Source organism: Bacteriovorax sp. HI3 (assembly GCF_059738875.1).
The window spans coordinates 2,931,698-2,946,014 of the sequence record NZ_AP026946.1 but is presented as its reverse complement, the minus strand read 5'-3'; the positions used below and the strand labels follow the sequence as shown (position 1 = coordinate 2,946,014).

Sequence of the window (14,317 nt, the reverse complement as noted above, 5' to 3'; positions counted from 1 at the left end):
TCTACTTCTGAAAGTTCTTTTAAGATTTAAAAAATGTAACAGTTTTTGTCACACTTCTTTTGTCTCAGTCCTTTGAGTCGTTATTCTGAGAAAGATATTTTGAAAAAGTAAGTTCAAGAGAGTAGAGAGTTGTTTGATGTTTGTCTTATCAAAATGAAGAAAAAAATTTTTTAGTCAGAATCCTTATATTCCCCTTAAGGTAAAATTTTATTTTCCTCAATTATTCTTTATCTTTTATTCAGCATTGAATTTTTCCCATATGTTTTAGAATGTTACGAGGTGAAACGTTTTTAGTTCAGTAAAGGACTTGAGACGCTAAGTAATGCGAGCAATTTTAGAGTGATAAAGTTTATTTTTCCCTATTCGATACGAAATTCGAAAAGGATTAAATCGTGCAGATTAATTGAAAAAATATAGGCTACATCTTCGGGAGAAAACATGGAAGCAGTAAAGAAAAAAGAAACGTTTCAGAGTGAAGAGGAATCAATCCACATTTACAATGCTCTTAACAAAGCACAAGCGATTATTGAGTATGACCTTGATGGGATTATCCTTAATGCTAACGAAATCTTTTTAACGCCATCTGGATATACTCTTGAAGACCTGAAGGGAAAGCACCACCGCATTTTTTGTGATGAAGAATATGCAGGAAGCTTGGCCTACAAACAATTCTGGGACAAGTTAAGCCGTGGAGAGTCTGATAGTGGTGAGTACAGACGTTTTGGGAAAGGTGGTAAAGAAGCCTGGATCAGAGCAACTTATACTCCAGTATTAGATGAAAAAGGAAAACCATATAAGGTTATGGTTTTTGGAATTGATGTCACAGCGGAAAAAATGCAGACATCTGATTATGAGAGTAAGACAAATGCCATCAACCGCGTTCAGGCAGTCATTGAGTTTAACCTTGATGGGACAATCATTAAGGCCAATGATAACTTTACTGGCGCTGTGGGATACTCGCTTGATGAAATCAAAGGCAAACACCATAGAATGTTCTGTGAACCTGAATACGCAGCAAGCCCAGAATACAAAGCATTCTGGGAAAAACTAGCTCGTGGTGAATTCGATGCCGGAGAGTATAAGCGTTTTGGAAAAGGTGGAAAAGAGATCTGGATCAATGCTTCTTATAATCCAATCTTTGATGCCAGTGGGCGTCCCTATAAAGTTGTAAAGTTTGCAACTGATGTCACTGCGGCCAAAATGGCCAATGCAGATTTTATAGGAAAGATTAAGGCCATTGATAGAGCACAGGCCGTAATTGAATTCAATCTCGATGGCTCAGTCATTGTCGCCAATGACAACTTTCTTAAGACTCTTGGTTACACCATGGATGAAATTAAAGGCAAACATCACCGCATCTTTTGCGACTCAGCTTACACAGGAACAAGTCAATATGCTCTTTTCTGGGACAAACTAGGGCGCGGGGAATTCGATTCTGGACGTTATAAACGTATCGCCAAGAGCGGGAAAAATATCTGGATTCTTGCTACCTACAACCCGGTTTTTGATATGAATGGAAAACCATATAAAGTTGTAAAGTTTGCGACAGATATCACTGCTCAGGTTGAAAAAGAAGAATCAATTCAGAGAATGTCAGAAGACTTCGCAAAAAGTGCATCTGAATTAAAAGATGTAACTGAAAAAGCAAATAACGTAGCAAAAGGAGCACAGGCCCTTGGAGCGACGACAGAAGAAATGAATGCATCAGTTGAAGAGCTGACAGCTTCAATTAATTCAATTGCTCAAAACACGAAGAATGCTGATGGAGTGGCCAAAGCAACATACGCAGAAGCTGAAGTGGGAACAAAAGCAATCGGAAAGGCAATTGAAGCGATGGAGCTTATCAGTAAATCGTCAGAAGATATCAGTGAGATTGTTAAAGTCATTAGCGAGATTGCGTCTCAGACCAATCTTCTTGCTTTTAACGCGGCCATCGAAGCGGCAAGAGCTGGAGAGCATGGTCTTGGGTTCTCAGTTGTTGCTGATGAAGTAAGGAAGTTGGCAGAAAGATCTTCTCAGGCGACAAAAGAAATTTCAAAGTTAATCAATGAATCATCTAAGAGAGTGTCGCAGGGAAGTGAGATTTCAAAACAGGCCGGTCAGGCTTTTGAAAAAATTGTTGCCGGTGTTAATAAAACAACGCAATCAATTTCTGAAATCTCGAGTGCAACTGAAGAGCAGTTGTTGACGGCAAGAGAAGTAAGCTCGGCGATCCAGCAAGTGGCCGATGAGACTGAAAAGTCTGCTATCGCTTCAGAGTCAATTGCGACAGCTACAAAGATGCTTTCTGTAGGAATTGATGATCTTAATAAAACAATTGAAAACTTAACGAAGTAAATTATGTCAGAAGCTTTAAAGGTACTTGAAGATATGCGTCCCGGAACAGTTGAGCGAGTGATTAAAAAAGTTCATTCACTCACCGGGATTTCGATGAACGAGCAGAAGAAAACGATGCTGCAAAGTCGTATGCGTAGACGTATGCGCGATCTTAACATTGGCTCTTATGAAGCTTATATGGATTACCTGGATAAAACTCCGGGAGAGACGCAGAACTTCATCAACATCATGACGACAAATGAGACTTTTTTCTTCAGGACTCCAAGAGTTTGGGAGCATTTTCAAAAAGAGTTTCTTCCAGAGTGGTTTGCCAAAAATCCGAACGGGACACTAAAGGTCTGGTCGGCAGCTTCTTCATCGGGAGAAGAAGCCTACAGCATTGGCATTTCCTGTAATGAATTTAAGCTTAAAAACCCTTCGTTTGATTTTAAGATCATGGGGAGTGATATTTCCAGCGAAGTGCTACAGGAAGCAATGGATGGGACTTATCCGGAAAAATCGATTGAATTTGTGAGAAGAAGCCAGCCTGAATTGTTTGCGAAATATTTTACAGCGAAAGATGAAAATCTTTTTGCGATATCAGCTGAAATAAAAAAGAAGGTGCAGTTTCATCCTCACAATCTTTTTACAGTTAAAAAAGAAATGTTTGACATTATTTTCTTGAGAAACGTCCTGATCTACTTTACGGGGGAAGACCAGGAGAAAGTATTAAAGAATGTGGCCAGAAGCCTAAAGGAAGAAGGCACTCTTATGATCGGGGAGTCAGAGTCACTTAATAGACTCGATACCCCTTATGAATTTAAAACAGCGTGTGTGTATAAACTGCCAAAAAAGGCATAAGGGCAATATGAACGAGATACATGTAAAAATTGCTGAATTGAAGACGGGAAAGAGTGGAGACATTCTTCGCGCTACGCTCGGCTCATGTGTCGGAATTGCCTTTGTCTGGAAAGAAAAAGATCTTTGTGGACTGGCCCACTGCTTTTTGCCAGAGACTGAAACTGAGGCCCATCTTCCCGGCGGAAAGTATGTTAACCAGGCGATTCTCAACCTGATGAAGGTCATGGGAATTAAAAAAGAAAATATCAAAGAGATTGATGTTTATCTTGCTGGCGGTGGCAATATGATGAATAAGCTGTTTAAGTTAAACCGTTCACAGGTCGGACAGTTTAATGCAGAGGCGGCCCATAAGTATCTTGCGTTTCACGGCTTTAAAATTAAGGGTGAGATGATGGGATCAAATACCGGCAGTCGAATTTCTGTCGATTGTACCAGCAAGGAAGTAGAGTTTGCTGTTTTAGAAGAGATAAATAATTATGCATGGAAAGCGAGTTGACGGGATCGTTATGAAGCAATCATCAACAAACATTTATACATCTTTTCATCTAGATAAAACAGAGATGGCCATTGATGTAAAAGCAGTCCAGGAAGTCGTAAACTTCCCGGAGAGAATTATTCCGATGCCGCTGGCCCCGGATTTTCTTCTCGGAATCTTTAATCTTCGAGGGATGATCATTCCCATTATTAACTTGAAGGCCCTTTTAAAATACCCGGATACAGAGGTTAACTCTTCTCAGAAAGTGGCCATAGTTGAAATTGAAAGCGCCAAAGTTGGATTAGTTTTTGATTCAACCAGTGAAATCCTGCGCGTTCACGAAGAGCATGTCAGCGATTTTGGTTATGTCTCAGAGAAATCTCACAAAGTCATCCGCGGGGGAATCAAGTTAGATAACGGCGAGAGAATCCTGCAGATTATCGATACTGAAGCATTGATCACGATTGAGAATATTCCACAAATTCTTCAACAGCAAAAAATCACTCAAAAAGAAAAAGAAGAGATCCGCATTGACCAAAGACATAAATGCATTTCTTTTTGCGTTCAAGACATCAAGATGGCCATTGAAATCTCTAAAATCCATGAGATTGTTAAAGTGCCTGAGATCAAACCTTCAAGTATTCAAAGTGATATTTTCCTGGGGATTATCAATCTCCGCGGGCGCACGATTCCCGTAGTGAGTTTTGCCAAGATTTTAAAGGTCAAGGTTAATGAGAATGACACCGGCGATATTGAAGACCAAAGAATCATTATTTTGAAAATGGATAAAGAACTTATTGGGATGGCGGTTGACTCAGTAGAGTGTATTAATAGCTATTACGAAAAAGAAGTGATGGCCGTACCTGTACTTAATAAAAATAGAACGACTATGTTTCAGGGATGCATCAGCTTCCAGGATATTGGTGAAGTCTTTTTGCTGTCGCATGAACACATTCTAAGCAATCACGAAGTCATGGAAGTGACTGAAGGGCATAGTAAGATGTATCAGAATGAAGCTCTTCAAAATACGTTGAAGATCAGAAATCGTGAATCTTATATCTCTTTTAGGCTCGATCACTTATTTGGTATTTCGATTAAAGATATTAAAGAGATCATTAACTACTCGGATGACATTCTCAATGCACCTGGAATGCCTCATTACGTAAAAGGGATGCTTAACTTAAGATCAAATTTGGTGACGATTATTGATACGCGTATGCTTTATAAGATGCCACTAAATCATGAAGTGAACTCTGAAACCAAAGTTTTAATCTTTGAAAAAAATAATGAAAGATTTGGCCTTGTTGTCGATGCTCTTGAGAGTATCCTGGCCATTGATGAAGATAAAAAGTTTAAAGTGCCTTCTTTATTGACCCAGAAAATCCAGACCCAATTTCAGGACGATATTAAAGAAATCGTCTCTGTGCCTATCGGTGAGAAGGAAGGGGCCTTGATTATTCTTAATGTCGACTCTATCACTGAGCGAATTAAACTCTCAAAAGCCGCTTAAAATCAATAACTTATCCAGTCGTCTGATTCGTAGTCAGGCGGTATGTAATCTTTTCAAGACCCCGCCTTTCGAGGGGGTTTCGCCTTATAATCGACCCATACACAACACACAGGCGAAGTCTTATGAAAGATTTATTATTAGTTTTAGTTCTAAGTTTAATCGTTGGAGCGGCCACATCGCTAAAGACTGATTCAAACCTGGTACAGACAAAAAAACTGAATACATCTAAGCTGTATACGACAGCGAACTAAGTGTAGATCCAGTAGTAAATCAAATAGAAGAACACCACGTTCGAAAAAATCAGCGAATCCATTCTATCTAAAATCCCACCGTGCCCCGGAATTAAATTACTCATATCTTTGATCTTCAAATCGCGCTTGATTGCCGAGATGTTGAGGTCGCCGAAAAATCCGCAAAGTGAAATCAATCCAGAAACTAAAAGCACTTGTTTGACGTTAAAAGGCAGAAGCCCTTTAAAGAGATAACCAAAACAAAGTGAACCAAAAATTCCTCCTAATAATCCTGCCCATGTTTTATTGGGAGAGATAAGAGGAGAGATCTTCCTTTTTCCAAAGAGCTTACCAAAAATAAACTGACTGACATCGTTGAGCTGTGTGATAAGAATCAAAAAGAAAATAAGCCCTGGAGCTCCTTCACCCATTGTTTCAATATTTGGCAGAGACATCATGTAGGCCATGTGTGAGAGCGAAAACACCGTCAACATCAATGACCACTGAAGCTGACTAAACGTTTTGATACTATCTTCACTCTGGCCTTCAAGAATTGAACGGAAAGGAAGAAGTAAAAGCATCCCGACAGGGATGAAGACTAAAAAAGGGATAAATAGTTTGGCGTACGCAAAATAATATTGAAGAGGAATGGCCAGGTAGGCGAGTAAGATTGTCCTTCTATGTTTGTGACTAAAGTTGAGTTTACTTGTCAGTTCTCTGAATGAAATAAAAGAAATAATGGCAAAAATAATGAAAGCTAGTTCTCTTGTCGTACCAATAGCAATAAGAACGATAGTGAAAATCACCCACCACGAGTTAACTCTCTCCTTAATACTCTTTAAAAATTCCTTCTTCGCAAAAAAATCCCACCCGTAAAATAGCAGAGTGAAAAAAACCAGTATCCCTAAAGTCATGAGGACGGCACGTTCAGTGCCCGGGGTGAAAGAGAGAAAAGGAATCATCAAAACCTCATATTTTTAAAAGCTTTGCCGAGAAGTCTGCAAATAAATTATATCGGAGAGGACGCATGAGTAAAAGGGTAGAAAAAATATCTAGTTTCAAAACGTTCGATAATGTAGATCTTGTTTACAGAGCATGGGAACCTGAAACGAAAAAAGATGGGCCAAAAAAAGCTCTCATTGTGATTCATAGAGGACATGAACACTCTGGACGTTTAATTGACCTGATCGATGGTATTAATCAACCTGAATTTTATGCTTTCGGATACGACTCTCGTGGGCACGGAAAATCTCCTGGACCTCGCGGGTACGCACCAAGCTTCGCTCATATCGTTAAAGACTTGGATACATTTGTTAATTTCATTTCAAAAGAATATGGAATTGAAATGCAAAATATTTTTGTGGTGGCAAACTCTGTTGGTGCTGTCGTTTGTAGTGCGTGGGTACACGACTACGCTCCACAGATTCGCGGGATGGCCTTAGCGGCCCCAGCATTCCAGGTAAAACTTTATGTTCCGGCCGCTCTTCCAGGGTGTCGCTTACTGGATACAATTAAGCATCCGGCCTTTATTTCTAGTTATGTTAAGTCAAAATTCTTAACTCATGACCCGGAAGAACAAAAGAAATATGACTCTGATCCACTGATTACTCCAGATATCGCAGTTAACATTCTTGTTGGTCTTTTTGATACAGGCTGCAGAGTGGTCAGCGATGCAGGAGCGATTCACACTCCGACAATTGTTTTTTCTGCCGGGAGTGACTGGGTTGTAAGTAATAAACCACAAAAACAATTCTTCGACGGCTTAAGTTCGAAGAAAAAAGAATACATCGTGCTTGATGGTTTTTATCACGGTGTTCTTTATGAAAAAGACAAAAAAGTTCCGTTTGGACACATCCACCGTTTTATCAATGAGTGTTTCGCCGCTCCAGTTGAGTCAGTAGACTTAGTAAGAGCAGATAAAGAAGGTTACACATTCAATGAATACGAGCAGCTTAAAAAAGGTGAAGTGAGCCTGTTTAACAAGATTAACTATATGATTCAGGTGGCTTCAATGAAGACCCTGGGCTCACTGGCCGAAGGTATTCGCGTTGGTTACAAATACGGATTTGATTCTGGTATCTCTCTTGACCACGTTTATAAAAACAAGGCGAGAGGATGGCTGGGGATTGGTCAGATCATCGATTACTTCTACATCAATGCAGTTGGGTGGAAAGGGATCCGCGCTCGTCGTGTGCACATCCGTGAAGCTCTAGACTATGCTATCCAGGATTTAATTAAACAAGGGCGCCCGGTGCGCATTATGGATATTGGTTCTGGCCCAGGTCGCTACCTTTTGGAGACGGCTAAAAAATATGAAAAGAACGACGTTAAAGTTCTTCTTCGCGATTATAGCGAAGCCAACGTAAATGAAGGAAAGGCGATTGCAAAAGAACTTGGAGTCACAAACTCTGAGCATATGCAGGCCGATGCTTTTGACCCGGAGACATACCAAAAACAATCCTTCCGTCCAAACATCCTGATTGCTTCGGGATTGTTTGAGCTTTTCCCAAGTAACGAAATGGTCAATAAGGCGATTGAAGGTGCGAGTGCGATCTTGGAAGACAAAGGCTATATCGTTTATACTGGCCAGCCATGGCACCCGCAGTTGGAAATGATTGCTCAAACTCTTCCAAACCGCGAAGGTGAGATGTGGGTGATGAGAAGAAGAACACAAAAGGAAATGGATCAGCTCTTTAAGCGCGTAGGGGCCAAGAAGATTGATATGAAGATCGACCAGTGGGGGATCTTTACAGTAGCGACGGCGACATATGACAAAAAATAAAGAACTCGAAACCTACTTCAGCCTGATGCTTGCGAGCGGCTCGACGGCCCTGTATAACTTCGTACAGGAAAACGAGCTGTTTAAAGATTATAAAATGGGCGTTGAGTTTTCGGCAAAAGACTTTGCTGACAAACACCAATACAAAATGATTCCGGCCGAGGTTCTGTTGAACTCGCTGGTGTCTTTGGGACTTTTAGAAAAAAAGAATGACCATTATGTAATGGCCCCAGTGATGGAGCTTTTATCCGGCAATTATAAAAATTTAAGTGCTGAATACTGGGCCCATCTTCCAACGCTGTTAAAAACGGGAACGCCATTTAAAAGAATGGACGCTGTTGCTGATAGTGAAAAAGAGTATCAGGTACAAGTTAAATCCCTTGAGTGGATGATGACTCCCTGTGCGGAACTGATGGTGGAAATGCTCGCGAAAACGAGAGCTGACATTAAAACGAAAAAGGATTTAGAAGTCCTGGACGTTGGAGCTGGCTCTGGAGTATGGGGATTTAACTTTCTTTATCAAAATAAAGATGCCAAAGCGACCTTGGCAGACTGGCCAGCTGTTTTAGTTGTAGCGAAAGCAACAGCTGAAAGAAAAGGGATTAAAGAGCGCGTGACAACGATTGAAGGGAACTTTCATGAGAGTGTGTGGCCGGAAGATAAATTCCATTATGCGACTCTTGGAAACGTCACTCACATCTTAACAGCTGAAGCGAATAAAACTCTTTTTAAAAAGATTTATAAAGCGATGAAGCCCGGTGGCGAGCTGGTTATCCTGGACGCCTATGGTGAAGTGCCGGAAGGTGAATTAGCGCGTGCTCTTTATCAAATGGGGCTTACGATCAGAACGATTCAGGGAAGAGTGTTTCAACCGAATGAACTTAAACCATGGCTGGAAGAGGCCGGTTTTAAAACATTTGAGTTTCACTCACTCAATGTCGTTCCACGCTCAATGGGGATGCTGGTCGCTAAAAAATGAAAGAGCAAAGTCAAACGATTCCTATTTTACTAATACTGGTTGCCGCTATCTTCGGAGCAGCGGCCCAGTATTTTTTTAAACAAGGCTCAATTCGTTTGATGGAAGTTTTTATCCTGAAAAACTATTACCTGATTGCTGGTCTTATTAGTTTCTGGATTGTCCTGGCACTGATCCTGATGTCATTTCGTTATGGCGGAAAGATGATGGTCGTTTATCCCACCTATGGGACGACTTATATCTGGGGACTGCTGTTAGCTCATTACATCGACAAAGAAGCGGTTAATCCCGTTCAGATCGCCGGTATTTTCGTTATCATCTTAGGGATTGGTTTAGTTTCTTACCAAAGATAACTAGATCGATTTTCTCGTCCTGTTAATCAACGTTGCAACTAAGAGAAACATTACAATCGTCAGAATCGTCGAGTAGAGTCCTTCGTTCTGCATTCCTGAACCAACCATAATGGCCATCACTCCAAAAATAAACGCGCGGTCGCTTTTTCCTGAAGGGCCGGCGTAACAGCGAGGTTTGCCATTTAATAGGGCGGCAAGCCCGATGATTTCAGAAAGCGCCGAAAGTAAAATGATAAAGTGAAGAAGAGGGGCATTGAAAAAAGGAAGTGCGGTAAAAGAGTAATAGAGCACACCATCAGAAAGCACATCGGTAGATTCGTTAAGAATGGCCCCGAGCTTTGATTGCATATTATGCTCTTTAGCGAGCATTCCATCGATGGCGTTTAAGGCCATGCGAAGAAAGAAGAAAACCGGAAAAAGAAAAAACCATACAGGGCTTGCAAGGTGATAAACCAGGGCCCCTAAAAAAACCGAGAGAAGACAGGTGAGGATCGTCACTTGGTTTGGTGTCACTCCCATGGCGGCGAGGAAAACCACAACGGGACGAAGGAGATTTTGAAACTTTGGTTTTAAATCGTATATTGTCATTAGACTTTCACATCCGGGCTTACCGTATTCGGTTTATCGCGATTAACAGAAAAGAGGCTCATGGCCTGGACTTGTGTCCCTGGTGCGATGTTTGTTCCCGGTCCCATTTTTGTAAAGGCGCCAATAAAACTGAAACTTCCGATCTTAACTGTTTTGACATAGACAAAAAAACGGCCGTTCTTCACGCGCAGGAAGTGAGACGACATATAAGTGTTGTGTCCGAAAATAACGAAGTCGCCGACATCCATCAAGCTTCTGTCATTGATGATTGTTCCAGGAGTCCAGAAAACATTCTTTCCAATCTTACTTCCCCAGGCGCGAAGCCAGGCACTGTACATCCCTGGAAGATAAAAAAGCAGTCTTTCTAGTTGAGGAAATACCAAGTAGATTTGCTGAACGCGAAGAGAGAATAACCATGGTGAAAACGTATGCTCTTCCAGGCCGATATAAGATCCGCCTTCTTTCATCGGATAAATCCCCAGGACAACCCTCTGGATGAGAAGTGGAAGCAGGTAAGGAGTGAGCGCGAACTTAACGAAGTAGAAAAAGTCACCCGTTTGGACGAACTTCACGAAGAAGTAGACCATTAGGGAAAAGAAGATCAGTGGGAAAAAATGTTGAAGGCGCTTAAAGAGTAAATTTAAGATAAAATCTTTATTGATAATCATATTTTTAAGTATAAACGAGATTCAGGATTGTGTTTTATGGATAAAAAATTGCCTGATTTAAAAAACGAATCAAAGAAGGCCTTCACTCCTGCCCGCGACCCATTTTTTGGTTTTATCACCGGGCATGCTCTGAGTTTGAGAAAGGGCAGGCTGGATTTTATGTACAAGAGCTTTCTTGACCATGGAGATTTTCTCATTATGTTTATTGGGAAAAAGAGAACTCTTTTGGTTAATGACCCAGCAGGACTCAAGCACGTTTTCTTTGAAAATGCCAAGAACTACCCTAAAAACACTCCTGGTTATCAGCGTGTGGCCGAAGTTTTAGGCCAGGGAGTTTTCACCGATGTTGGAGAAGAATGGAGGCGAGGAAGAAGAGTTATCCAGCCAATCTTTAACCCGAGCAAATTCGATCATTATTTTGGTTTGATTAACGAAGAATCTGATCAATTGGTCGAGAGTCTGGTAGGGGCAGTTGACGAAAAAGAAGTGAATTTCAGTTACTGGTCAACCCGTTACGCTCTTCATGTTATTGGCAGGAGCTTACTTAATGAACGACTGGAAGAAAGTTTTAATATCATCAGCCAGAAGCTCTCGGAGCTCATTGACCTGACAGAAAAGAAGATGACGAGAATCTTTCCTTTTAAAACCCCGAAGGTGAAAAAAGAGGATACTGAGTTCACTCTCGCTTTAAAAATTCTGGATGAAGAAATTGAAAAGGTTATCATCCGCGAAAAAGAAAAGCCGCGCACCGGAGCGCAGGGGAATTTTATCCATGCTCTTTTAGATTCATCGGAAAAATTTAGCGATAAAAAAATCCTCTCACAAGTTAAGACTATGATCTTCGCCGGGCATGAAACATCGGCTAACGTGATGATGTGGGGCTTTTACTTTTTAATGAAGTATCCAGATTGGCAGGATAAAATTTATGCCGAGTTGAAGGAACATGATTTTAAAATTGAAAGTGAAGAAGAAGTAAAAAATTATAAAAACGTGAATCTCTTTTTAAATGAAGTTCTGCGCATGCGCCCGCCCGCATGGTCATTTGGCCGCCTGGCCGTCAGCGAAGATCAGATTCATGGTGAGAAAGTTTTCCCGGGAGACTTGATTTCGATTTCTCCATACCTGATTCAACACCACCCGGATTATTGGGAGAAACCAGAAGAGTTTAACCCTTATCGCTTTCTACAGGAGCCAAAACCCTTGACCTTTATTCCTTACGGAGCAGGACAAAGAGTGTGCATGGGGGAAAGACTCGCCAACTTAGAAATGGCGACGATGTTTTTAAAAGTGCTGTCGAAATTTAAGATAGAAGCGCTTGAACCTAACTTGCATATTGAAATGAATGCGCAAGTTTCATTGAGACCACAGACAGCAGTGAAGGGAAAACTTATTAAGCGTTAAGTGTTTTCTGCGTTTTCTAAGTCGAGAACACTTTGTCTGACAATCGCCGTGATTTGGGACATCGAAAGTTCAGAGACGTTAGGAATTAAGATCGGTTGCCCCACGATGACTTTAGAGTCGTGGGGAATAATCACAGAATCCCCTTTAGGCATGGCCTTTCCTAATCCTTGCATATAGATCGGAACAAAAGGAACATTTGGGTGAGTCTTTAAAATATAGGCAATCCCATTTTTAAATTGCCCCATCACTTCAGGAACCCCGCGAGAGCCTTCAGGAAAAAGGAGAATCGATTTCTTTTGAGAGAGAGCTAAATTAATCGCATCCATCGACTTTTCAAAGTTCTTAAGTCCTTTTCGCTCAATAAGAATTGTATTAAAGAAAAATTCAAAGAAGCTTCTGGCCCAAGGGCTTTTGCCGAAATAATCATTGGCGGCAATCGGGTGAGAGTCCAAGTGATGTTTCATCGGCACCATAGATAAAAAGGCCGCGGTATCGAGGTGGCTGTTGTGATTGGCCACAAAAATACACTGTTCATATTGCGGAAAATTTTTTGAGTGCGGGAATGAGATTCCAACAAATAAACGAAGAAAGTTTTTTAAAACAATCTTAAAAAGAACAAAGTGAATGGTGTACTTCAGGTAACGTTTCATCATTGTTTTACAGTTTAGCACAATATTGGTATCAATCCTCCATGCCAAAAATAACTTATTCCATCATTCTGGCGGTGGGAGTTCATATTATCGTCCTGCTCTTATCGGGTTTATTCTTGAGTAAGGATTCCTGGCGCGAGCGCAACCTGATAGATATTCAATTTACTTCTTCAGGTGGTGGATCAAGGCTTTTTCCTGATCAACCTGACGTGAAAAAAGCAACAGGTGTGAAAACAAAAAAGGCGATTGCTCTTGGTCAAGAGAGTGCTTCTGCAGCTGCCGCTTCAATTGGAGCTTCGGCCACAACAAGTGAGGCCCAAGGAAGTGCTCAGGGCCCTGGATCAGGTCCAGGTCCAGGTTTTAATGAATCAGTCACTAGTTTTAGCGAGCCGGATTATCCAAGATTGGCCGTGAAAAGAAGTCTTGAAGGTCAGGTTAAACTTCGAGTGAATGTTTCCTCAGAAGGCCTTCCCGAAAACACCGCTATTCTTGAAAGTAGCGGCCATGACATCCTAGATCGGGCCGCTTTAGAGGCCACGAAAAAGTGGAGATTCCAGAAGAAGGGCTACCCTTACGCCGTAGAGAAGAACATCGTTTTTAAACTTCGCGGATAATGAAACTAGATTTCAGTTATTTATCAGTATGAGACTTTGTGCGTCACCCTAGGAAGAATTAACTTCTTCTTACAGCTCTTTCTTAACAAAAGATTTATTAGACAAATAGTTTTCCAGCAGAGATATTGCACGCACCAAATTCTAGGGGAGGTACTCAATGTTTAAGTCGTTTTTCATTGCGAGCTTTTTGTTACTAAGCACTGTTTCTTTCGCGCAGGAAGTAGATCCAGCTCTTGTGATCTCAAGTGTAGAAGTTCATGAAGTAGAAACTCCGGATGACAAAGCAACTGTCGAGCTTCCAAAAGTTCCCACAAACCCAATTGATGAAGTGGCAATGTACCTTGATGGTCTGATTGCTATCGGTAAAAAAATCTGGCCGATCATCGAAGCGGGAAGACCAGTTATTACAACGAATGGTCTGATTCCTTCTTTAAGCGTTCTTCCGCACATTGAAGGAAGTGCAGCTAAGACTGAGCTTTACCAGATGGCCAACTGGTCAGCACCTAAAGCTGTCAGCTACCGCGTCTCTTACAAAAACCTATACGGAAGTGAAGTTATTGGATTTACCTATACAGTTTTCTTCCAATACAATGGCTCGTACAAAGGAAATGGAAAATACATTACAAGTCTTAAGGTTCAGGCCAGTCAGGTCTATGCAGCTTGGGGATTTAACTTCGATGCAACTTCTGAGTTAGTAAACGTGGCAAACGTTGGTAGCGAAGAAAACCCAGTGGCCTCTGCGATTATTCAAATTTCATACAAGGCCAAAGGGCTTTTAAACGAAATGAGAAATTCAGAGAGCTTCTATGTTGATGGTACAGGGACAATGCAATTACTAAACCCATAATTCCTTTATCAGGGATCACAAAAAGGCGAGACTAAGTCTCGCCTTTTTT

At 41.2% G+C, this 14,317-nt stretch carries 15 protein-coding genes; 11 read left to right on the top strand and 4 right to left on the bottom strand.

The annotated features are described in order from the left end of the window. Positions 1–438 precede the first annotated feature (438 nt). From AC6JA8_RS14515 to AC6JA8_RS14495, 5 genes are all read left to right on the top strand, one after another. Positions 439–2,337, top strand: a complete 1,899-nt coding sequence (locus AC6JA8_RS14515; RefSeq protein ID WP_497974447.1) for a methyl-accepting chemotaxis protein — start codon at positions 439–441, stop codon at positions 2,335–2,337. A 3-nt stretch (positions 2,338–2,340) separates the two neighbouring features. Continuing rightward, a complete protein-coding gene (locus tag AC6JA8_RS14510) occupies positions 2,341–3,177 on the top strand; it encodes a CheR family methyltransferase (protein WP_497974446.1) in 837 nt (278 codons plus the stop codon). A gap of 7 nt (positions 3,178–3,184) precedes the next feature. After that, entirely contained in the window at positions 3,185–3,673 is a 489-nt protein-coding gene (locus AC6JA8_RS14505) for a chemotaxis protein CheD (RefSeq protein WP_497974445.1), read from the top strand. Next, the gene (locus AC6JA8_RS14500; protein WP_497974444.1) at positions 3,654–5,162 is read left to right on the top strand and encodes a chemotaxis protein CheW; all 1,509 of its coding nucleotides are present in this window, start codon (positions 3,654–3,656) and stop codon (positions 5,160–5,162) included. The genes AC6JA8_RS14505 and AC6JA8_RS14500 overlap by 20 nt, the downstream gene beginning before the upstream one ends. Before the next feature lie 122 nt (positions 5,163–5,284). After that, positions 5,285–5,413, top strand: a complete 129-nt coding sequence (locus AC6JA8_RS14495; protein WP_272868933.1) for a hypothetical protein — start codon at positions 5,285–5,287, stop codon at positions 5,411–5,413. Here the strand turns inward: AC6JA8_RS14495 and AC6JA8_RS14490 are convergent. Next, positions 5,410–6,306 (bottom strand): phosphatidate cytidylyltransferase, encoded by an 897-nt coding sequence (locus AC6JA8_RS14490; protein WP_497974443.1) that lies wholly within the window; start codon positions 6,304–6,306, stop codon positions 5,410–5,412. The two genes, AC6JA8_RS14495 and AC6JA8_RS14490, sit on opposite strands and share 4 nt — an antisense overlap. A 113-nt stretch (positions 6,307–6,419) precedes the next feature. On the opposite strand from AC6JA8_RS14490, the gene AC6JA8_RS14485 reads away from it, so the two are divergent. From AC6JA8_RS14485 to AC6JA8_RS14475, 3 genes are read left to right on the top strand one after another with little or no spacing between them, the layout of a single operon-like run. Beyond that, positions 6,420–8,174, top strand: coding sequence for a bifunctional alpha/beta hydrolase/class I SAM-dependent methyltransferase (locus AC6JA8_RS14485; RefSeq protein ID WP_497974442.1), 1,755 nt, complete (start codon positions 6,420–6,422; stop codon positions 8,172–8,174). Next, on the top strand, positions 8,161–9,150 hold the full coding sequence (locus AC6JA8_RS14480; protein ID WP_497974441.1) for a methyltransferase: 990 nt from the start codon (positions 8,161–8,163) through the stop codon (positions 9,148–9,150). The genes AC6JA8_RS14485 and AC6JA8_RS14480 overlap by 14 nt, the downstream gene beginning before the upstream one ends. Continuing rightward, positions 9,147–9,500, top strand: a complete 354-nt coding sequence (locus AC6JA8_RS14475; protein ID WP_102244517.1) for a hypothetical protein — start codon at positions 9,147–9,149, stop codon at positions 9,498–9,500. The genes AC6JA8_RS14480 and AC6JA8_RS14475 overlap by 4 nt, the downstream gene beginning before the upstream one ends. On the opposite strand, the gene AC6JA8_RS14470 is transcribed toward AC6JA8_RS14475, so the two are convergent. Then, positions 9,501–10,088, bottom strand: a complete 588-nt coding sequence (locus tag AC6JA8_RS14470; RefSeq protein WP_497974440.1) for a CDP-alcohol phosphatidyltransferase family protein — start codon at positions 10,086–10,088, stop codon at positions 9,501–9,503. Continuing rightward, the gene (locus AC6JA8_RS14465; protein WP_497974439.1) at positions 10,088–10,756 is read right to left on the bottom strand and encodes an acyltransferase; all 669 of its coding nucleotides are present in this window, start codon (positions 10,754–10,756) and stop codon (positions 10,088–10,090) included. Before AC6JA8_RS14465 ends, AC6JA8_RS14470 begins: the two co-directional genes overlap by 1 nt. Before the next feature lie 36 nt (positions 10,757–10,792). Here AC6JA8_RS14465 and AC6JA8_RS14460 point away from each other — a divergent pair, with 36 nt between their 5' ends. Beyond that, on the top strand, positions 10,793–12,157 hold the full coding sequence (locus AC6JA8_RS14460; RefSeq protein WP_497974438.1) for a cytochrome P450: 1,365 nt from the start codon (positions 10,793–10,795) through the stop codon (positions 12,155–12,157). Here the strand turns inward: AC6JA8_RS14460 and AC6JA8_RS14455 are convergent. After that, positions 12,154–12,810, bottom strand: a complete 657-nt coding sequence (locus tag AC6JA8_RS14455) for a lysophospholipid acyltransferase family protein (RefSeq protein ID WP_497974437.1) — start codon at positions 12,808–12,810, stop codon at positions 12,154–12,156. The genes AC6JA8_RS14460 and AC6JA8_RS14455 overlap by 4 nt on opposite strands. Positions 12,811–12,848: 38 nt before the next feature. On the opposite strand from AC6JA8_RS14455, the gene AC6JA8_RS14450 reads away from it, so the two are divergent. Both AC6JA8_RS14450 and AC6JA8_RS14445 read left to right on the top strand, forming a co-directional pair. Continuing rightward, on the top strand, positions 12,849–13,421 hold the full coding sequence (locus tag AC6JA8_RS14450) for an energy transducer TonB (protein ID WP_497974436.1): 573 nt from the start codon (positions 12,849–12,851) through the stop codon (positions 13,419–13,421). Positions 13,422–13,578: 157 nt separating this feature from the next. Beyond that, entirely contained in the window at positions 13,579–14,268 is a 690-nt protein-coding gene (locus AC6JA8_RS14445) for a hypothetical protein (RefSeq protein ID WP_497974435.1), read from the top strand. The last annotated feature ends 49 nt before the right edge of the window (positions 14,269–14,317 follow it).

Excerpts from the sequence above, each read along its gene's own strand:
- AC6JA8_RS14515 (WP_497974447.1), top strand. The coding sequence starts at position 439 with ATGGAAGCAGTAAAGAAAAAAGAAACGTTTCAGAGTGAAGAGGAATCA.
- AC6JA8_RS14510 (WP_497974446.1), top strand. The coding sequence starts at position 2,341 with ATGTCAGAAGCTTTAAAGGTACTTGAAGATATGCGTCCCGGAACAGTT.
- AC6JA8_RS14505 (WP_497974445.1), top strand. The coding sequence starts at position 3,185 with ATGAACGAGATACATGTAAAAATTGCTGAATTGAAGACGGGAAAGAGT.
- AC6JA8_RS14500 (WP_497974444.1), top strand. The coding sequence starts at position 3,654 with ATGCATGGAAAGCGAGTTGACGGGATCGTTATGAAGCAATCATCAACA.
- AC6JA8_RS14495 (WP_272868933.1), top strand. The coding sequence starts at position 5,285 with ATGAAAGATTTATTATTAGTTTTAGTTCTAAGTTTAATCGTTGGAGCG.
- AC6JA8_RS14490 (WP_497974443.1), bottom strand. The coding sequence starts at position 6,306 with ATGACTTTAGGGATACTGGTTTTTTTCACTCTGCTATTTTACGGGTGG.
- AC6JA8_RS14485 (WP_497974442.1), top strand. The coding sequence starts at position 6,420 with ATGAGTAAAAGGGTAGAAAAAATATCTAGTTTCAAAACGTTCGATAAT.
- AC6JA8_RS14480 (WP_497974441.1), top strand. The coding sequence starts at position 8,161 with ATGACAAAAAATAAAGAACTCGAAACCTACTTCAGCCTGATGCTTGCG.
- AC6JA8_RS14475 (WP_102244517.1), top strand. The coding sequence starts at position 9,147 with ATGAAAGAGCAAAGTCAAACGATTCCTATTTTACTAATACTGGTTGCC.
- AC6JA8_RS14470 (WP_497974440.1), bottom strand. The coding sequence starts at position 10,088 with ATGACAATATACGATTTAAAACCAAAGTTTCAAAATCTCCTTCGTCCC.
- AC6JA8_RS14465 (WP_497974439.1), bottom strand. The coding sequence starts at position 10,756 with ATGATTATCAATAAAGATTTTATCTTAAATTTACTCTTTAAGCGCCTT.
- AC6JA8_RS14460 (WP_497974438.1), top strand. The coding sequence starts at position 10,793 with ATGGATAAAAAATTGCCTGATTTAAAAAACGAATCAAAGAAGGCCTTC.
- AC6JA8_RS14455 (WP_497974437.1), bottom strand. The coding sequence starts at position 12,810 with ATGATGAAACGTTACCTGAAGTACACCATTCACTTTGTTCTTTTTAAG.
- AC6JA8_RS14450 (WP_497974436.1), top strand. The coding sequence starts at position 12,849 with ATGCCAAAAATAACTTATTCCATCATTCTGGCGGTGGGAGTTCATATT.
- AC6JA8_RS14445 (WP_497974435.1), top strand. The coding sequence starts at position 13,579 with ATGTTTAAGTCGTTTTTCATTGCGAGCTTTTTGTTACTAAGCACTGTT.